The sequence below is a fragment of the Pseudomonas sp. G.S.17 genome (assembly GCF_038096165.1).
In the GTDB taxonomy this organism is placed as follows: domain Bacteria; phylum Pseudomonadota; class Gammaproteobacteria; order Pseudomonadales; family Pseudomonadaceae; genus Aquipseudomonas.
Map to the genome: position 1 here is coordinate 2,540,621 of NZ_CP151076.1, position 14,874 is coordinate 2,555,494.

8 protein-coding genes and 1 pseudogene are annotated in these 14,874 nt (G+C 57.2%); 2 read left to right on the plus strand and 7 right to left on the minus strand.

Going from position 1 to position 14,874, the window contains the following annotated elements:
* Window positions 1-56: 56 nt before the first annotated feature.
* The 6 genes from AABC73_RS11810 to AABC73_RS11835 form a co-directional block, all read right to left on the minus strand.
* Complete coding sequence (locus tag AABC73_RS11810) at window positions 57-3,380, minus strand: ImcF-related family protein (protein WP_341523731.1); 3,324 nt, start codon at window positions 3,378-3,380, stop codon at window positions 57-59.
* A gap of 9 nt (window positions 3,381-3,389) precedes the next feature.
* Window positions 3,390-4,622 (minus strand): hypothetical protein, encoded by a 1,233-nt coding sequence (locus tag AABC73_RS11815; RefSeq protein ID WP_341523732.1) that lies wholly within the window; start codon window positions 4,620-4,622, stop codon window positions 3,390-3,392.
* Between the two features lie 3 nt (window positions 4,623-4,625).
* On the minus strand, window positions 4,626-4,889 hold the full coding sequence (locus AABC73_RS11820; RefSeq protein WP_341523733.1) for a PAAR domain-containing protein: 264 nt from the start codon (window positions 4,887-4,889) through the stop codon (window positions 4,626-4,628).
* Window positions 4,886-5,935, minus strand: coding sequence for a hypothetical protein (locus tag AABC73_RS11825; protein WP_341523734.1), 1,050 nt, complete (start codon window positions 5,933-5,935; stop codon window positions 4,886-4,888). The genes AABC73_RS11820 and AABC73_RS11825 overlap by 4 nt, the downstream gene beginning before the upstream one ends.
* A 1-nt stretch (window position 5,936) precedes the next feature.
* Window positions 5,937-7,382 carry a hypothetical protein gene (locus AABC73_RS11830; protein ID WP_341523735.1) on the minus strand — a complete coding sequence of 482 codons (1,446 nt, stop codon included), beginning with the start codon at window positions 7,380-7,382 and terminating at the stop codon, window positions 5,937-5,939.
* Window positions 7,383-7,463: 81 nt separating this feature from the next.
* Complete coding sequence (locus AABC73_RS11835; protein ID WP_341523736.1) at window positions 7,464-7,898, minus strand: hypothetical protein; 435 nt, start codon at window positions 7,896-7,898, stop codon at window positions 7,464-7,466.
* Between the two features lie 297 nt (window positions 7,899-8,195).
* On the opposite strand from AABC73_RS11835, the gene AABC73_RS11840 reads away from it, so the two are divergent.
* Window positions 8,196-9,263 carry an IS630 family transposase gene (locus tag AABC73_RS11840; RefSeq protein ID WP_034136202.1) on the plus strand — a complete coding sequence of 356 codons (1,068 nt, stop codon included), beginning with the start codon at window positions 8,196-8,198 and terminating at the stop codon, window positions 9,261-9,263.
* Between the two features lie 997 nt (window positions 9,264-10,260).
* Here the strand turns inward: AABC73_RS11840 and vgrG are convergent.
* Window positions 10,261-12,528 (minus strand): annotated as a pseudogene (gene vgrG / locus AABC73_RS11845) (type VI secretion system tip protein VgrG); the annotation flags it as partial.
* Between the two features lie 704 nt (window positions 12,529-13,232).
* Between vgrG and AABC73_RS11850 the strand changes: the two are divergent.
* Window positions 13,233-14,852, plus strand: a complete 1,620-nt coding sequence (locus tag AABC73_RS11850) for a methyl-accepting chemotaxis protein (RefSeq protein ID WP_341523737.1) — start codon at window positions 13,233-13,235, stop codon at window positions 14,850-14,852.
* Window positions 14,853-14,874: the final 22 nt, after the last annotated feature.

A 14,874-nucleotide genomic window follows, 5' to 3' on the forward strand; every position in this document is an offset into this window, starting at 1 on the left:
ATGATGATCCCGGTTTCGACTCCCGCCGTGTTCAGAGGCTCTTTTGCAATGACCTTTCAATTCCTCCTAACGAGAAATATCTCCTTCGGCATCCTGAACCCCCGCAACTTGAGCAACGCCATCGGCCCCGCGCCCATTTCGGTGCGCAGATGCCAGGTCAAACCGAGGCCGTCGGGGGCGGTGAGGACCATGCGGTAGCGGCTTTCGCCGTCGTCCAGCAGGGTCATTTTGGCGTTCTCCAGCAGGCGGATCAGGCCCCAGGTGCCTTGATAGTCCCCGAACAGGCGCTCGCCGGTGTGCACGCTGGTCCACGTTAGGCTGGCGCCCGGATGGTCGCTGCGGCCCGGCCAGTTGAAGCGTTGCCATTTTTCCCGCTGATTGAAGTACTCGTGTTTTTCGCCGTTGAGGGTGAAGGTGGTTTGCACCACGTTGCGCACGGCTTTGCCACTGAGCTCGAAACTCAAGCCCATGCCGCCGTCGGTGTAGAGCACGTCGGCCAGATGGCTGAGCTGGTTGATGGCGGTCAGAAATTGCGGATTCAGGCGCAAGCCCTGGCTATGGCGCGTGTCTGCCACCCACTGGCTGCCTTCCTTGCGCAGCACGCCGCTGAGCTGGCGCTGCAAGAATTGTTCGATGCGCCCGGAATCGGCGCGGATCATTTGCCCGAGCATGGGCAGCGAGATGTCGCTGGCGGTGGCCGCAAAGGGGTAACGGCCGGTGAAGGCGCTGTCCCAGTCGCTGACAACCGCACGCTGCCACTGTTTGTTGAGGCTCGCCGCCGAGGGTTGCAGGACTTTTTGCCAGGCTTGATCCAGCGGCTGCACAAACAAGGTCTGGCCAATTCCGGCCCATTCGGCGCCCAGACTCGCGGCGATCAGACGGCCATAGGATTGGGTGTCGGTCAGGTCGATGCTGTTGCCCTGAAACACCGTTTGCGCCAAAGCCTGGGTCATTTCCAGCGGGTCGGGTGCGTTGCTGATTTGCTGCAACTTCAAGCGCACGCGGGTCACGCGGGTGAGAAACGCCTGCACGCTCAGGCTGTCATCGCTGGCCGCACTTTCCGGGCCTTTGCCGAGCAGGGCCAGCAAGGGACCAAAGGTTGCATCCAGCGGCCCGCGCGGGCCGAGTCCTAGCTGGTCGATGACGGGGGTCGCGTCCTGTTTGATCAACTGCTGAGCCGACTGAATCAACGAGTCAGCCAACGCCTGCCCACGCGTGCCGGCCTGTCCTTGCCACGCCAGGGTATTCATCAGCGCGATGACCGGCGATTGGCGCACGTCGCTCATCAGCGTCAACTGGTCGATCACTTCGGCCAGGCTCTTGGCCTGCTTCCAGCGCAGGCTGTTGAGAAACGCCAGCCACGCACCGCTGTAGTCCTGAAAGTAGCGTTGGGTGAGGCGTTCGCGCAGCACATCCGGGGTCAGTTCGGCGGCGATGTCCGTCTGGCTGTCGCTGAGCACCCAGTCGATTTGCTCGCGGCGTGCGTCGGCAATGTCATCAATCGCCTTGCGCACCTGGCCTTCCCAGGCCTGACGGGTGAACACGCCGGGCACCTCGGCGCCCGAGGACAACAGCGCCAGCGCATCGGTGTCGCCGACCATGTCGTGCAGGCTCAATGCCGGAGAGTGATTGGCCGCCGCGTCGAGCACTTTCTGGTACAGGTTGGCTTCGGCATTGCGCTGGCCCAACTGCCCCAGCAGCACTTGTCGCGCCTGGGCCACCAGCGTCGGATTGGCTTCAATGCGCCAGTCCGGGTGCGCGGCCAGGTGCTCGCTGTAAAACTTCCAAAGTCCGGGCGACAAGCCTTGCCACAAGCCCGGCGAAATACCCTCACGCTCAGGTTCGGCATTGCCCAAAGCCTTGGCCAGAAAGGCTGCATCGGCTTTTTCCGGACGCGCCATCATCAGGTACGCCTTGAGCTGTTGGTACGCGTCGTTGGCACGCTTGGCCCGCTCGGGACTGTCCGGCGCCAGCTTGACCAACGCCCGCAGCTGACGTTGCAGGTTTGCCGCCGCCGGGTCGCGCATCAGGCGATTGTTGGCTTCGATATAACGCGGCCACAAGGCATCGAGCAGCGCCTGATTCTGGTTCAGGCCAAAGCGCTGATACCAGGCCGCGCCGTGTTCAAGGCGATAATCCAGCCGCGCCATTTCCCGCACCCAGTCGTTCAGCGCTCGCAGCTGCGCATCACCATTGCCGGGCTGTTGCAGGGTCGCGAGCGAGGTGTGCAACTGGGCGATTTGTTGCCGATTGCTGGCGAACGACAACAGCATGCCCGCGCCCCACAGCAGTGCCAGGCTGAGCATCAATACGTAGCCGATGCGGGTGGCGGGCCAGCCCAAGCGACGCACATTGACGGCCCGGTCTTCAACTACGCCACGCCACGCCGGATCCAGCAGCCAGAGGTTGGGGTAATCACTTGTAGCTCGCGACACTGGCAGGCTGAACCACACACCACGCAGCGGCAAACCCCGAGCGAAATCACCGAGCAACGGCGCGAGCGCCTGGCGCCAACGGGCGATGCCCTCGGCTTGCAAGTCGCGAGACAAACGAAACAGGAAATCATGCTCAAGCGCGGTTTCCATCTGCGCCAGGCCCGCCAGCCGCAAAGGCTGCGGCAACTCGCCGAGGCAGCTTTCCAGCTGCGGCGCCGTCAAGCGCGCCGGCAACAGACAACCCACCGAATCGGTCGGGCGTTCAAGTTGCGACCATTCACTGGCGCAGACCTGCCACAGGTGCAGCGGCAACTGCCAACACAAGGCACTCGCCAGACTTTTCAGGTTGCGCGTCCCCGTATTCATCGCCGCAGCATCGGCGCTCTGCGCCTTGCTCAACGCCCAAACCACCCCATCCAGCGGCCGCCCACGCGTCAAACCGCGCCACCGCGCAACGAACGCCTCATGCAATTCAACCTGCGGACTGCCACCCCACAACAACACCGTGCCCTGGCCTTCCTGCCAAAGGTCTTTGGCCAGGCCGGGAGCGATGGCTTCGATCTGCTCGGGTTCGCCGACGATGATTAAAAGGCGGACTTTGCGGCGCCAGAGCAGGCCGTGGTTTTGTTTGAGGCGATTGCGGAGTTTATCTGGCCGTTCCGAGCTCTTGTTCTGCGTGCTGTCCGAAGCGGCAGGGATCAGGTCGTCACTCCTGCGGGACTGATAAAACGACGGGCCTGCCCTACGCCCCATGACCTTAAAACCAATCACCAGCACCATCAGTATCAGACCGGCTGTAGTCAGCCAAACGGAAGATAGTCCAACTTCTTCCAACTGCATGTTTAGTAACGTTGGCCGCTGCCAGACCAGGAAACATAGGAGAGCTCCCACTGAAAGCACCACAGCGACAAGAATCCAAAACCATATAGAACGTCGACTACTCATCAGATTTCCCTAAACTGCCAATGGCGGCACAACCACTGAGCACCACAGCCGTGCGTCAGCCGTGCTCTCTCGACAAAAAATGAACTGGGCCGTGGCTTCGGCGCGGATCGATTCCACAGAAGCAGCGATTGCGACCCATGCCGCAGCGCAATTTAGATCGCCCAAAAACATACTGAGGTCGTGCAAGCCTTGTCGGTGGTCGGCCAGCATCTGCACGCCGTCAAGTGCCCCGCTAACAGCCGCTGTCCGGGCCGAGTCCGCTACGGCGATCCAAACGTGCTGGATGAGTGAAACCTCCACCGGCCCCCATTCGAGAGCTTGGCGCGTGGCCTTAAGAAGCCCCTCGGCATCTGGCTCGCGTTCCTGCTCGGGACGATGCAGATAAGCCAGCGGCTCCAGCACGGTTTGCGTCAAACGGTTACCGAACAGCAAGCCCACGACCGCTTCTGCCGTACCCCCGGTTTGGTCAGGTGCGAGCTGAAACGCTACTACCAGCAATAGCGCCTGATCGTGGATACGCTGGTCGAGCCAGTCATCCACTACCGATAATCCGCTGCCCTCGACCGGTGTGGCCGTCTGGCGTATACCCGATTCGGACCAAACGTCATGCCAAAGCTCGCTCAACGTGTTTTTCTGGATGCCGCTGCTCATCTCCAGCAGCAACGCCAGCGGTTGATCGTCCGGGAGCATCTCAAGCACTCTGGCAATATCGCCCACCACTTGCCGCAACACTCGTCGCAGCAACACTTCGGGCGACTCTCCCTGTTCGTAAACCAGTCGACTATGACGAGCGCCATTTTCACTGGCCTGCCACTCAGGCTGGACAGTCAGGGCCTTTTGACCGTGAAGCAAAGCTTGCAGTTGTGCTTCACCGCTATCGATGCTGCGCTCACGTAACGCGGTATGCAGGCTTACTGCTAACACCTGCTGCGAACGTCGCCCACGACGCAGTTTCTGAGCTAGATCCTCTTCCCGGGCGTCGTTCCAGCTTTCAGCCACGCCAGACTCACCGGCATACAACATCGCCCGTAAAAGGCCCAGCGCACACCAGATCAGAAAAGGGGCGCCCAAAACGTTTAACCAAAAACGATCCGGCTGCAGAGCAAAATCGGCACCCGCCAATAACAGCGTTAGCATCAGACCCACCAGCAGCAACACAACCAGTAAAAGAAGCCATAACCACGCACGAGGTGCCGCCGGGGGGCTCAGGGGAGCAGGGACTTCGTCCAGTTTGACTGGCATTAATCACCTCGCCGTGGCAGCAGACAGGGAAGAAATCAATGCGCAGCCACAGGCACACAAATGCCCATCAAAAGCCACAGGTACACCGTTGTCACAATAGGTCGGGTTCCCCTCGGCGATAATTGTGCGGCCGTGGCCGGGAATAGGGCACAGCACCGGATCACCCAACCGGGCCGCACCGATACCGTCAAATACCATATCCTCGGAACCCGAAAACACCTTACCGCCACCGGTGGTGGTGTCGCCTATACGAATAATTCCTTTCATTTTCGAGACTCCGTGCAAGAACCACCGTCGACCCGCCGGATCAGCGTCCAGGTCACCGGCTGGTCATCCTTAAAGGGCAGGTGTTCGCCTTGTTGCAGGTCGACGTACTCAAGGCCTTTGCGGGTAAAGACCGACCATTTCCCGCTGTGGCTTGCGAGCTCTCCCGACCGCGCGGTGATATGTGGCCGTTCCTCACGGCTGATGAACTGCGCTTCGCGCTGAGGCCAGGTATAGAGTTCTTCTGGTTCACCTTTGGGGAAGAAACCGCGCTCGGGCACGTCAATGAATTCATCTTCCACGCGACGGACCAGTGTCCAGCCGGTTTCGGTCCATTGGGTTTCCACCCAGTCATAGGCGGGTTTGCCAGTAGCTTCAAAGACAAAATCCGTGCGCCGGATGCCCAGACTTGCCGAGCTCCCCCCCTTAAACTTGTCGGGATACAGTAAGCGCGCTGGAGCGAAATCCACATCCGGTAGATAGATGCCTATCTGCGTGGCTCGCTCGTTTTTTTCGATGCGCACATTAGGGTCCAGTTCATAGCGGGGGATGCGGCGGGGCAATTCACTTACTTCGTAGAGCCCACCCTGCCCCTTATAGGTCAAGGCGCCTTCGTCCCATTCTCCGCCAGTAGTCCAGCCAAGTCGTTGATCCAGCTTGGTCGCCCGCTCTCGCAGTAGCTGAATGCGCTGTTGCTCCTCATCGGTCATCCAGCCGTCCCAGAACTCCATCATGCCCCGGTTATTGAATCTCATTGCAAAGCCAGCTTTGAATGCCAATGGATCGTTGTTGACTCGCTGGATATAAGCTTTGATGTAAAAATCCCGGTCAGGACGAATATCGGGCAGCACCCGGTTACCCCAGACCACATCGCCTTGCTGCCATTGGGGTTTACTGCGATGGTGCGGATCAAGGTTGCTTTGCACGCGAGCAAAGGCCGCCTCATGGGCATCGATCCACTCAATGATTGCATCGCGGGTGGCCGCGAAATGCTCGGGTGAACTGAAGGTTTCCAGCAAGTAGCATTCAAGGGGATGCAGAACGGCCATTTCAAGGTTCCTTTTTGAGATCAGGCATGCGCCAGTTATTGGTCAAGACGGGCAGGCCCAAAAAGGGTGCCGGAGGATCGAGGTCGGCGAAGCCGGTACCGTCGTCGTAGCCCCAGCCGGTTTTTTGTCGGGGGCTGGAAAAATCAGGCTTAAGGTCCTTGGGGTCCAACACGATTTGCTTGCGCCCCCCTTCCAGCGTGTAACTGGCGTCCGGTTTGAGCTTCTGACTGGCAGCGACCCCTTCCCAAACCTTGAGGGAATCGCCTGGTGGCACGGTATAAACCAGGTACTCGCCGTTTTCATTCCAGCTCTTCCAGACGGCAAAATTGCGCCGCCACTCACTTTTGGAGTTGAGTGCCTGGAACTCGTCCTCGCGCATCCAGAAGAAGCCGTTGTCGTAGGACTTTTCTCCGGGCTCCACCACCCGGTATAGACGCTTGCCTGGGGCGACGCTCACTGCGTTTACAGTTCCGTGGAACGTATCGAACTTACCTTTAATGATGTCCGGCCAACCTTCCGCAATCTTCGTCAACGCATCTGACGGCAACTCCTGCAAGGCCTTAAACTTAGAGTCCGTAATATCGTCCACCCACTCCGGTTTTTTGCGTTCAAGCAGCTCGAGCTCGGCATTCGGCCGCTGACCCAGCACATGGGTATTGTCCCCCGGCCGTGCGCGATAGACGCCGTCAGCCTCCACCCGCAGGCGGTTGGCCAGGGTGTCCAGATAATCCTGGGTATGACGCAGGGCCTTATACAGTTCAGTGGGGGCCTTGATGAATACCCCCTCAATGGTCGCCAATAGCAATTCCGCTGGCGTTTTCAAGGCAGCCGGGCCCCAGAGAATGGCGCGGTCTATCAACTTACGACTGATGCTCCTCAGAGCATTAAAGCCGTCCATCAGGAGTTCCACGCTCAATTGGGCCTTGAGCTGGTCGATGCTTTGCGCGAGGTATTGGTAAACGTTGTGAACTTTCATACGAGCCAGTGTTTCGCGCACCGGTGCCATGTCCAGGTAGCGCCTGAGCAGGGCCATCCCCTGCTCGAAATCAATCTCACGCGGCTCTGTTTTGAGCGTCGTGTGTAAACGACGCCGCGCGGCCTGGATCATTACTTTGAAGCAACCTTTAACCAGTGAGCCCAATACCGGAACAGCGCCGATCAAGGTCAACACCATCGCCACCCAGGCCCACGTATTGCTGCTGTCCTCATCGATCTTGCGGCAGTTGGCGATAAAGTCGCGGATATCGCAGAGTTGATCCACCAGCGGGATCATGGAAATCAGCGTTCCTGTAACGACCTGCGCCGTGCTGGGGTCTTCATGGAAATCGCCTTGCAGCGTTTCCCAAAGCCAGACGCCACTGGCCTCGACCCTGGCTTGGGCACCCGAAAACCAACCGGGTGGCGCGGGTTGATAGAACGCCAGTGCGTTCTGCAGTTCTTCATTCATGGCATTTCATCGCAGTATTTAATAAGAAAGTTGTGCGGTTCCCTGTAACCGGAGGCCACTGCGCGTCAAGAAAACGCATGATTACTCAGGCTCTCCAACCGGTACTGCGTTCACCCTCGAAATGCTGAGCAGCTTGATAACTTCAACGAGAAGAAATATAAAAAATATCAACGCTGTTTTTTTCAGCCCAAAGAAACTATTCACCCAAGGCATAAAGGGTAACGACGGAATAAAGAAATACAGGCGAAATGGCGCTTGCACAAAAGCAACCATATGCGCCCAGCGGTGATGGCTGAAAAACATGAACATACTCAGCGCCAATGAGAGGTTTAAAAGTACAGGGACAATGAATCCACCCAAAATAGCCAGCCAGTTGGCCGGCGAAAACGCATATATCATCATCATGTATGCGCCATAAAGAAATGTTGTGGGATTACTTAAATTCCAGTAAACAAACCACCACACGCACAACAGGTCGACAACACCCCAAAAGAAATACACTTGCTGCTTGGTCATTTTTACTTGTCCCTATCGATTACTATGTCATCCAAAAAAATTGACTGGATCCCGGATCTTTATAGCGCCTTACTCAAGCGCCAATTTTGTCATCCGTGCCTCGCCGCTTAATGCTCCATATCTTCAACCCCTCGGACGTTAATAATAAAAGCCAAGCTACCACCGCGTGGTTGACGCTAAAAAAACCGCTGACCCATGGAATGAACGCCAATGAAGGCACCGCTAGTGTGCCGTCTCTGAAATAAGTTTCTAACCTGAGCTATGCTTCTGTGGTCAGTCAGTGCTTGGAGTGATCACATGAACTCTCAGGACATCGTGCTCAGTGAAGACGAACAAATTGAACTGAGTCGGCGCATAAGATCAGCCACGATCAGTCAGCGCGACGGTCGTCGGGCACGGGTGATTTTGCTAGCCGCTCGAGGTTGTTCTCGTAACGAGATTGCCCAGTTGACAGGTCTCTCCGTTGTTTCAGTCACCCGCTGGTGCAAGCGCTTTCAAGAGCTGCGTCTACAAGGCCTAGTGGATCTGCCCGGACGAGGTCGCAAGCCATCCCTATCGGCCGAAGCGTTGAAACGAACACTTGAGCAGGTCACTCAGCCGCGTATCGGTCAGCCTCGCTGGAGCTGTCGAAGCATGGCGCGAGTCGCCGGCATTTCACCGGCCAGCGTCCAGCGCATATGGGCCGCCAACGATATAAAACCGCACCTGACACGTACCTTCAAACTGTCCAAAGATCCAAACTTCGAAGAGAAGTTCTGGGACGTCATCGGGCTGTATCTGGATCCGCCGGATAAGGCATTGGTGCTTTGTTGCGATGAAAAAAGCCAGGTTCAGGCTCTGGAGCGTACCCAGCCTGGACTGCCTTTGGGGATCGGTCATATCCGTACGCAATCGCACGATTATGTCCGCCATGGCACCGTCACCTTGTTCACTGCGCTGGATTATCTTCAGGGGCGCTTGATCAGTTCCATAGAGCGCCAACACCGGCATCAGGAATGGCTGGAGTTTCTCAAGAAGATCAATCGAGAAACGCCCAAACAGCTCCAATTGCATCTGATCGTGGACAACTACGCCACGCATAAACACCCGAAAGTGAAGGCATGGCTTGAGAAGCACAAGCGCTTCCACATGCACTTCACCCCGACCTCCAGCTCGTGGATGAACATGGTTGAGCGCTTCTTTCGCGATATCACGGTGTACCTGCGTGACGGCAGTTTCAGCTCGGTTCGCGAACTGGAAAGCTCGATCACCACGTTCCTAGCACTGCGAAATGCGCAGCCGACTCGCTATGTCTGGAACGCCAAGGGGGAAGATATTTTGAACAAGATACAGCGAGCCCGTGAGGCAATGGCCTCACAGGCATGAGGAGCTTTATTTTTGAGACAGCACACTAGGTACAGGCGAAGTGGGCTCTGCAAATAGGCAACAATGCGTGCAGCAGGGGCTTGTTTGATAAACATGGCTGCTGAACAACATATCGATAGAATCAATATCACGGAGCACCAAAACAAAAACGCTGGCGCGCTGTTACCATACTGCACGACGACTTCTTGCATCAAAATGTAATCGTCGTAAATAGGCGTGCGCCCTCGACTAAAGTCCCAATAAATAAAGCTCAGCAGGTACATAATATCCATGAAACCCCAGAGCAGAAATACACGCCTCTTATTCATGCTGATTACTCCTTCATCTCGAATTCTTTATTGGGAATGACCGGCATCCAGTGCCAGGAACTGCCACTAACCGCCCAATTATCGTTACCCTCCTGATAAGTCTGCCGCTTGCGCCTGACCTCTCCGTATTTGTTCTGCTTAGACTTCTGCACCAAATCTGACGGCGTACCGCTAGCAAGCGGTTGCCACTCCTGAATAACATCTCTCATGGTGTTTTTTAGGTCTTTGCCATCACTACCTAGTACTCGCCCTTGATCCCCCATAGTCGTAACCCGGTTAAGCAATCCGATTGCTACGTTTGCCAAACCGAGATAGTCGTATTCCTTGGTAACCCATACCCCAGGACCTGACTCTTGGGGTGGGGACTTTTCTTCTCCCGGAGGCTCTTGCGCCAGTGAGTCATAGGTTGGCCAGGACTCTTCCGGTTCAGGCTCAGGGAGCTGATACTGCACGCGTGCTGGACTATCCGGAACTGGACTGTGCAGAGCTTTGCCGTTCTCATCCAGGTTGCCTTGCAACACTTGCCCATTATCAAACGTCAGGATGTAGGGCACGCCTGCGACAGGCTTTGCCGCTGCATCGAAGTAATTGAGAGCGAGCTTGTTGGGTACATCACCCAGCGGATCAGCCAGCGGAGATAGCGCGGTATTCAGCTTGGCCCCCGTTCGAATGTAATCGAAGTGAGGGGTTTTGATTTCAACTTCGCCCGGCGAGCCAATCTCGATGCGGTAAGGGTCGATGGTGATGTAGTTACCACCGGAGTTGAGGGTTATTTTCTTTTTCGCAGTAATGCGTATTTCATCCTCAGTGCTACTGATATCCAGCCCTTGTCGGGCGAGCAGTTCCATGCTGTCGTTCTGCGCCTGAATCGACGCAGGCCCCTTATTGGCGATGAACTTGAATCCCTGCCTTTGAGCAAACAAACCAATGGCATCACCTGCTGCAACTGTGAAGCGTTTAAGTGCACTGAAATCGGTGTTGTTACTCACTCCGGTTAGCGTCTGTCCCGCCGACAATTGCAAATGCGCAGGTGTCACCAAAGCCATGCCTGCCGGGGCAGAAACGAGAAAGCCCGCTTCCTTCAACTGCGCTAACGCACTTTTGAGGTGTTCCGGTGCGGCTGCGTCTGCCTCCAATGCCCCCGCAGTCACCGCATTGCGGGCCAGCAGTTGTACGCGCTGTAGGGCCTCGTCCAATTGCGCGACTGCTTCACTCATGCTGAGCGCAACACCCTGGGCCTTGGCTTGTTCATCCGCACTGATAAAAATGCCTTTACCACCCCGTATCGCCCCCCAGCCATCGGTCCGCAGTTCAAACCCTTCGCCGCGTTTTTTCTTCTCGGCGTCGACCAGATGGCCGAGGTTGAGCTGGCTTTTGCCGCTGTGTTCGGTGCTGAGTTTGATGTGCTCGGAGCCGCGCAGGTCTTCCATGCGCAGTTTGTTGTTGGCCGGGGTGCGCAGGACGTTGCGGGTGTAGTCGCGTTTGCGCAGGGTGACGTGGTCCGGGCGGCGGTCATCGTGCAGGGCGTGGGCGATGTAAGGTCGGTCGGGGTCGCCTTGTTCGAAGGCGATGGCCACTTCGGTGCCGGCAATCAGCGGCAGATGCAGGCCGTGGGTGTCGCCGGCATACGGGCGCGCGAGGCGCAGCAGCATGCTTTCCTGGCCGGGCTTCCAGCTGTCGCGGTCGAACAGGAAGTTGACCCGATAGTAGCCATCCCGGTCGATTTCGGAGTAAGGGGCGTTTTTCTGCGGGCTGGTGACGCGCGCCGGTACGGTGCCGGCGATTTGCGGCTTCGCCACCAAGGGCGGGCGGAAGCAGACGGTTTCCGAATAGGGGATGGCCTCGAAGGTGACTTCGAAGCTGCGATCACGGGCGGCGCAAGTGTTCAGTTGGGTAATGACTGCGCCCGGCGCGAAGGCTTGCGGAGCGCCGGTGATTTTCAGGACTTGACCGAGGCCCAGCGTCGCGCTGCTGCTGGCACCGCTGAGTTGGGTCTGGCCGTTGAGGTAGCGCTCGTGACGCAGGCGCGCGTAGAAAAAACCGCTTTCGCTTAACAGGTCTTCGTCCTGAGCAATCCGGTCGCCGAGTTCTTTGTAAGGTTCGGCGTAGTGGTAAGCCTCGCCGTAGGTGGTTTTTGCGCCTCGGGTCTGATCGACTTCGCCGTTGAGCCAGGCATTGGCATCGCGATGGTGATAGGCGCGAAAGTTGATGTTTTTTTCTACCACCTTATGGCTGGTTTGCAGTTGCCACACGCCATCCTGCCCGCTGCTGGTAAAACCAGACGGCGAACGCAAAGGCAGTTCGACGCCGAACTGGTAATGACGCTGGTCGTCATGAAACTCAACAACATCAATCTTCAGACGTTGGTCGACGGTGAAGCGAAACCAGATACCCACTTCGGCCAGCAGCCGGGTAATAAACACCAGATCGCTTTCGCCGTATTGCATGACCTGTTCGCGCCTGGGGTAGTCGCGCGCCAGCTTGAACAGAAAGTCCTGACCTTCGAAGTTATGCCGACTGCGCAGAATGCTCTCGACAATAGTCGGCACCGACTGATGCTGATAAATGCGGAACTGTTTACCCGTGCCGAGCAGCGCGAGACGCGGTTGCAGGGTCAGTGCGTAACGGGCTTCATCGTTGGAATCGGACAGGCGCTTGAAGCCGGTGACCACGCCATGCAACGTGCGCAGCGGCGGCTCGGGCACGACGGAAAGAAAATCCGGCGTCATCTTCGGGTACTTGGGCGGCAACCCATGCAGACTGAATGTCGCGGCCCGACCGAGCATCTTCTCGACCGCAATGTCCTGCTGCGCAGAGGTGAACTCCACGTCGTACTTGAACGGCTGGCTCAGATGTTCTTCGCCCTTGAAAGTCAGGACGTCGAGGGATGCATCGACATCACTTACTTGCAGTTTGTGACGGCTGTGGTCGAAGAAAGCGTGCAGTGCAGTGGACATGTTCAGGCCTCCCGTAACATTTGCAACGGAACGCTGCCAGGCGGGAGTAACAAGATGCTTCCAACAACGTACGCGGAATTAACGCACAGAAAGGGGACGCGCAATAATGCGCAGTCAATGCTTATAAACATTAATAAACATCCTTTTAAACAAACCGAAGATTGATTAACGAACCGCACCCAAATACGTCTATCAATAAGGCTGCCAATATTCATATCGCTAACAACACGCTGAACAGGCATTGCCGGTTACCGATAAATACCTTGTGCAAAACCTATAATGGGGTCGGAGCGCGCAACAATGGATTATCTAGGGCCTTGATTCCATACCCGAACCCGGAATAAGGAAATTTCCTATGTATTATCGGACGTGTCCTACAGCGAAGCACTAAAGCATCTATGAGGTCGGCATCTGATCACGATCACGATCACGATCACTTTCATTGAAAATGAAGCAAATGCAAGGTCGTATCCTGCATTCAGTTTTTCCGTCGGTTACTTGGCTGCGTCGCCACCGTGAATTTCACAGTACCGCAGGCACGCGCGCGCCTGACCGACCAACGCCCCTCAAGAACCGCGCAGCCGAGCCGATGCCTCGGGAGTAGGTTGCGTGACGAGGCGTGTGCTCGGAGCGGCAGAACATGGAAGTCGACATCATTGGGTTCATGCCAGGCATGGGTCCGTCTCCCTCCCGAGGTGCTTGTTATGTCCAAATCCCTGAGGCTGCAGATTCTCGGCCTGCTTGGTGGCAGTCTGATTCTGGTGCTGTTGATCGCGCTGGCCTGTTTTCATTTCCTTTCCAACAATGTGCAGTCCTATCGCGGCTTGCTTGAGGGGCCGTTGCGCGCTTCACAGCTGGTCGATGAAGCCAATCTGCAATTCAAGATCCAGGTCCAGGAATGGAAGAACGTGCTGCTGCGCGGCAAGGCGTCGGCGGATCGGGATAAGTACTGGGCGCTGTTCGAAGAGCAGGAGCATCTGGTTGAGGAGGCTCTGAATAAACTCGCAGCATTGCAGGGCACGGAGCAATCAGTAAAAGCTCAGGTTCAGAAGTTGCGCGCAGAACATCAGGTGCTTGGCGCTGCCTATCGCAACGGGCGCGATGCCTTCGTTGCCGCTGGCGGCGATCCGGTGGCGGGCGACATTGCCGTCAAGGGCGTGGACCGCGCAGCCAGTGAACAGATGAGCCAGTTGGTCGAGCAGTTGCGCAAGCAAAGCGGCGAACAGTCGCTGCTGATCAGCAGCACGGCGGACCGTACCATTTTGCTCGGCGCGCTGGTCATGTTGGCTTCGGCGATTCTGGTGGGGTTGCTGACCTTGTGGATGGTCAATCGCAACTTGATCACGCCGATTCGCAGGCTGATCGACTATGTGTCGCAGTTGAGCGAAGGCAAATTTGCTCAACGGGTTGAAATTACTCGTCAGGATGAGTTGGGTCGTCTGGCCATCGCGGCAAACATCCTGCGCGACTTTTTGGCGGATACCTTTACTCGACTCAAGCGCAGCACTTCGGATCTGGACACGGCCGGCAGCGAATTGAATTCGATTGCCGCGCTTATGGCCCAAGGGACTCACGAGCAGTTCGAGCGCACCGATCAGGTGGCAACCGCCATGACCGAAATGTCGGCCACGGCGCAGGAAGTTGCACGCCACGCGGCGCAAGCGGCACAGGCCGCCGATGAAGCCGATCACCATGCGCAGGAAGGCGGCAAGGTGATGAAGGCAACCATGGCGACGATCACGTCAATGCGCAACGAAATCGGCAATACCGCCAACGTGATTCATCGTCTGGAAACCGACAGCGGGCGGATCGGCAAGGTCCTCGAAGTGATTCGCGGCATCGCCGAGCAGACCAACTTGCTGGCCCTCAACGCGGCCATTGAAGCGGCCCGTGCCGGTGAAGCCGGGCGGGGCTTTGCAGTGGTTGCAGACGAGGTCAGAACCCTGGCGCAACGCACTGCCGCGTCGACCGCCGAGATCAACCAGATCATCAATTCGGTGCAGACCGGCGCTATCGACGCCGTGCAGGCGATTCAGGGCGGTCAGGCACGCAGCGAAGAAAGCGTCGAGCAGGTGACCAGTGCCGGTGCGACTCTGGATCGGATTACGCTGGCAGTCGAAGCCATTCGGGACATGAACCGGCAGATCGCCACCGCTGCCGAAGAACAGACGTCCGTGGCCGAGGACATTTCCCGCAATCTCACGGAAATTACCGCCATCGCCAGCACCAATCAGGACAACGTCAAGCGCACTCAAGCCGCCAGCCATGATTTGCATGGCCTTTCGGTGGGGCTCAACGATGTGATTTCACGCTTGAGTGCTTGAGGCCGATGTCTGGAACTGATCG

Bases quoted from the DNA above. Each gene is read 5' to 3' on its own strand.
- AABC73_RS11810 (WP_341523731.1), bottom strand. From the start codon at position 3,380: ATGAGTAGTCGACGTTCTATATGGTTTTGGATTCTTGTCGCTGTGGTG.
- AABC73_RS11815 (WP_341523732.1), bottom strand. From the start codon at position 4,622: ATGCCAGTCAAACTGGACGAAGTCCCTGCTCCCCTGAGCCCCCCGGCG.
- AABC73_RS11820 (WP_341523733.1), bottom strand. From the start codon at position 4,889: ATGAAAGGAATTATTCGTATAGGCGACACCACCACCGGTGGCGGTAAG.
- AABC73_RS11825 (WP_341523734.1), bottom strand. From the start codon at position 5,935: ATGGCCGTTCTGCATCCCCTTGAATGCTACTTGCTGGAAACCTTCAGT.
- AABC73_RS11830 (WP_341523735.1), bottom strand. From the start codon at position 7,382: ATGAATGAAGAACTGCAGAACGCACTGGCGTTCTATCAACCCGCGCCA.
- AABC73_RS11835 (WP_341523736.1), bottom strand. From the start codon at position 7,898: ATGACCAAGCAGCAAGTGTATTTCTTTTGGGGTGTTGTCGACCTGTTG.
- AABC73_RS11840 (WP_034136202.1), top strand. From the start codon at position 8,196: ATGAACTCTCAGGACATCGTGCTCAGTGAAGACGAACAAATTGAACTG.
- AABC73_RS11850 (WP_341523737.1), top strand. From the start codon at position 13,233: ATGTCCAAATCCCTGAGGCTGCAGATTCTCGGCCTGCTTGGTGGCAGT.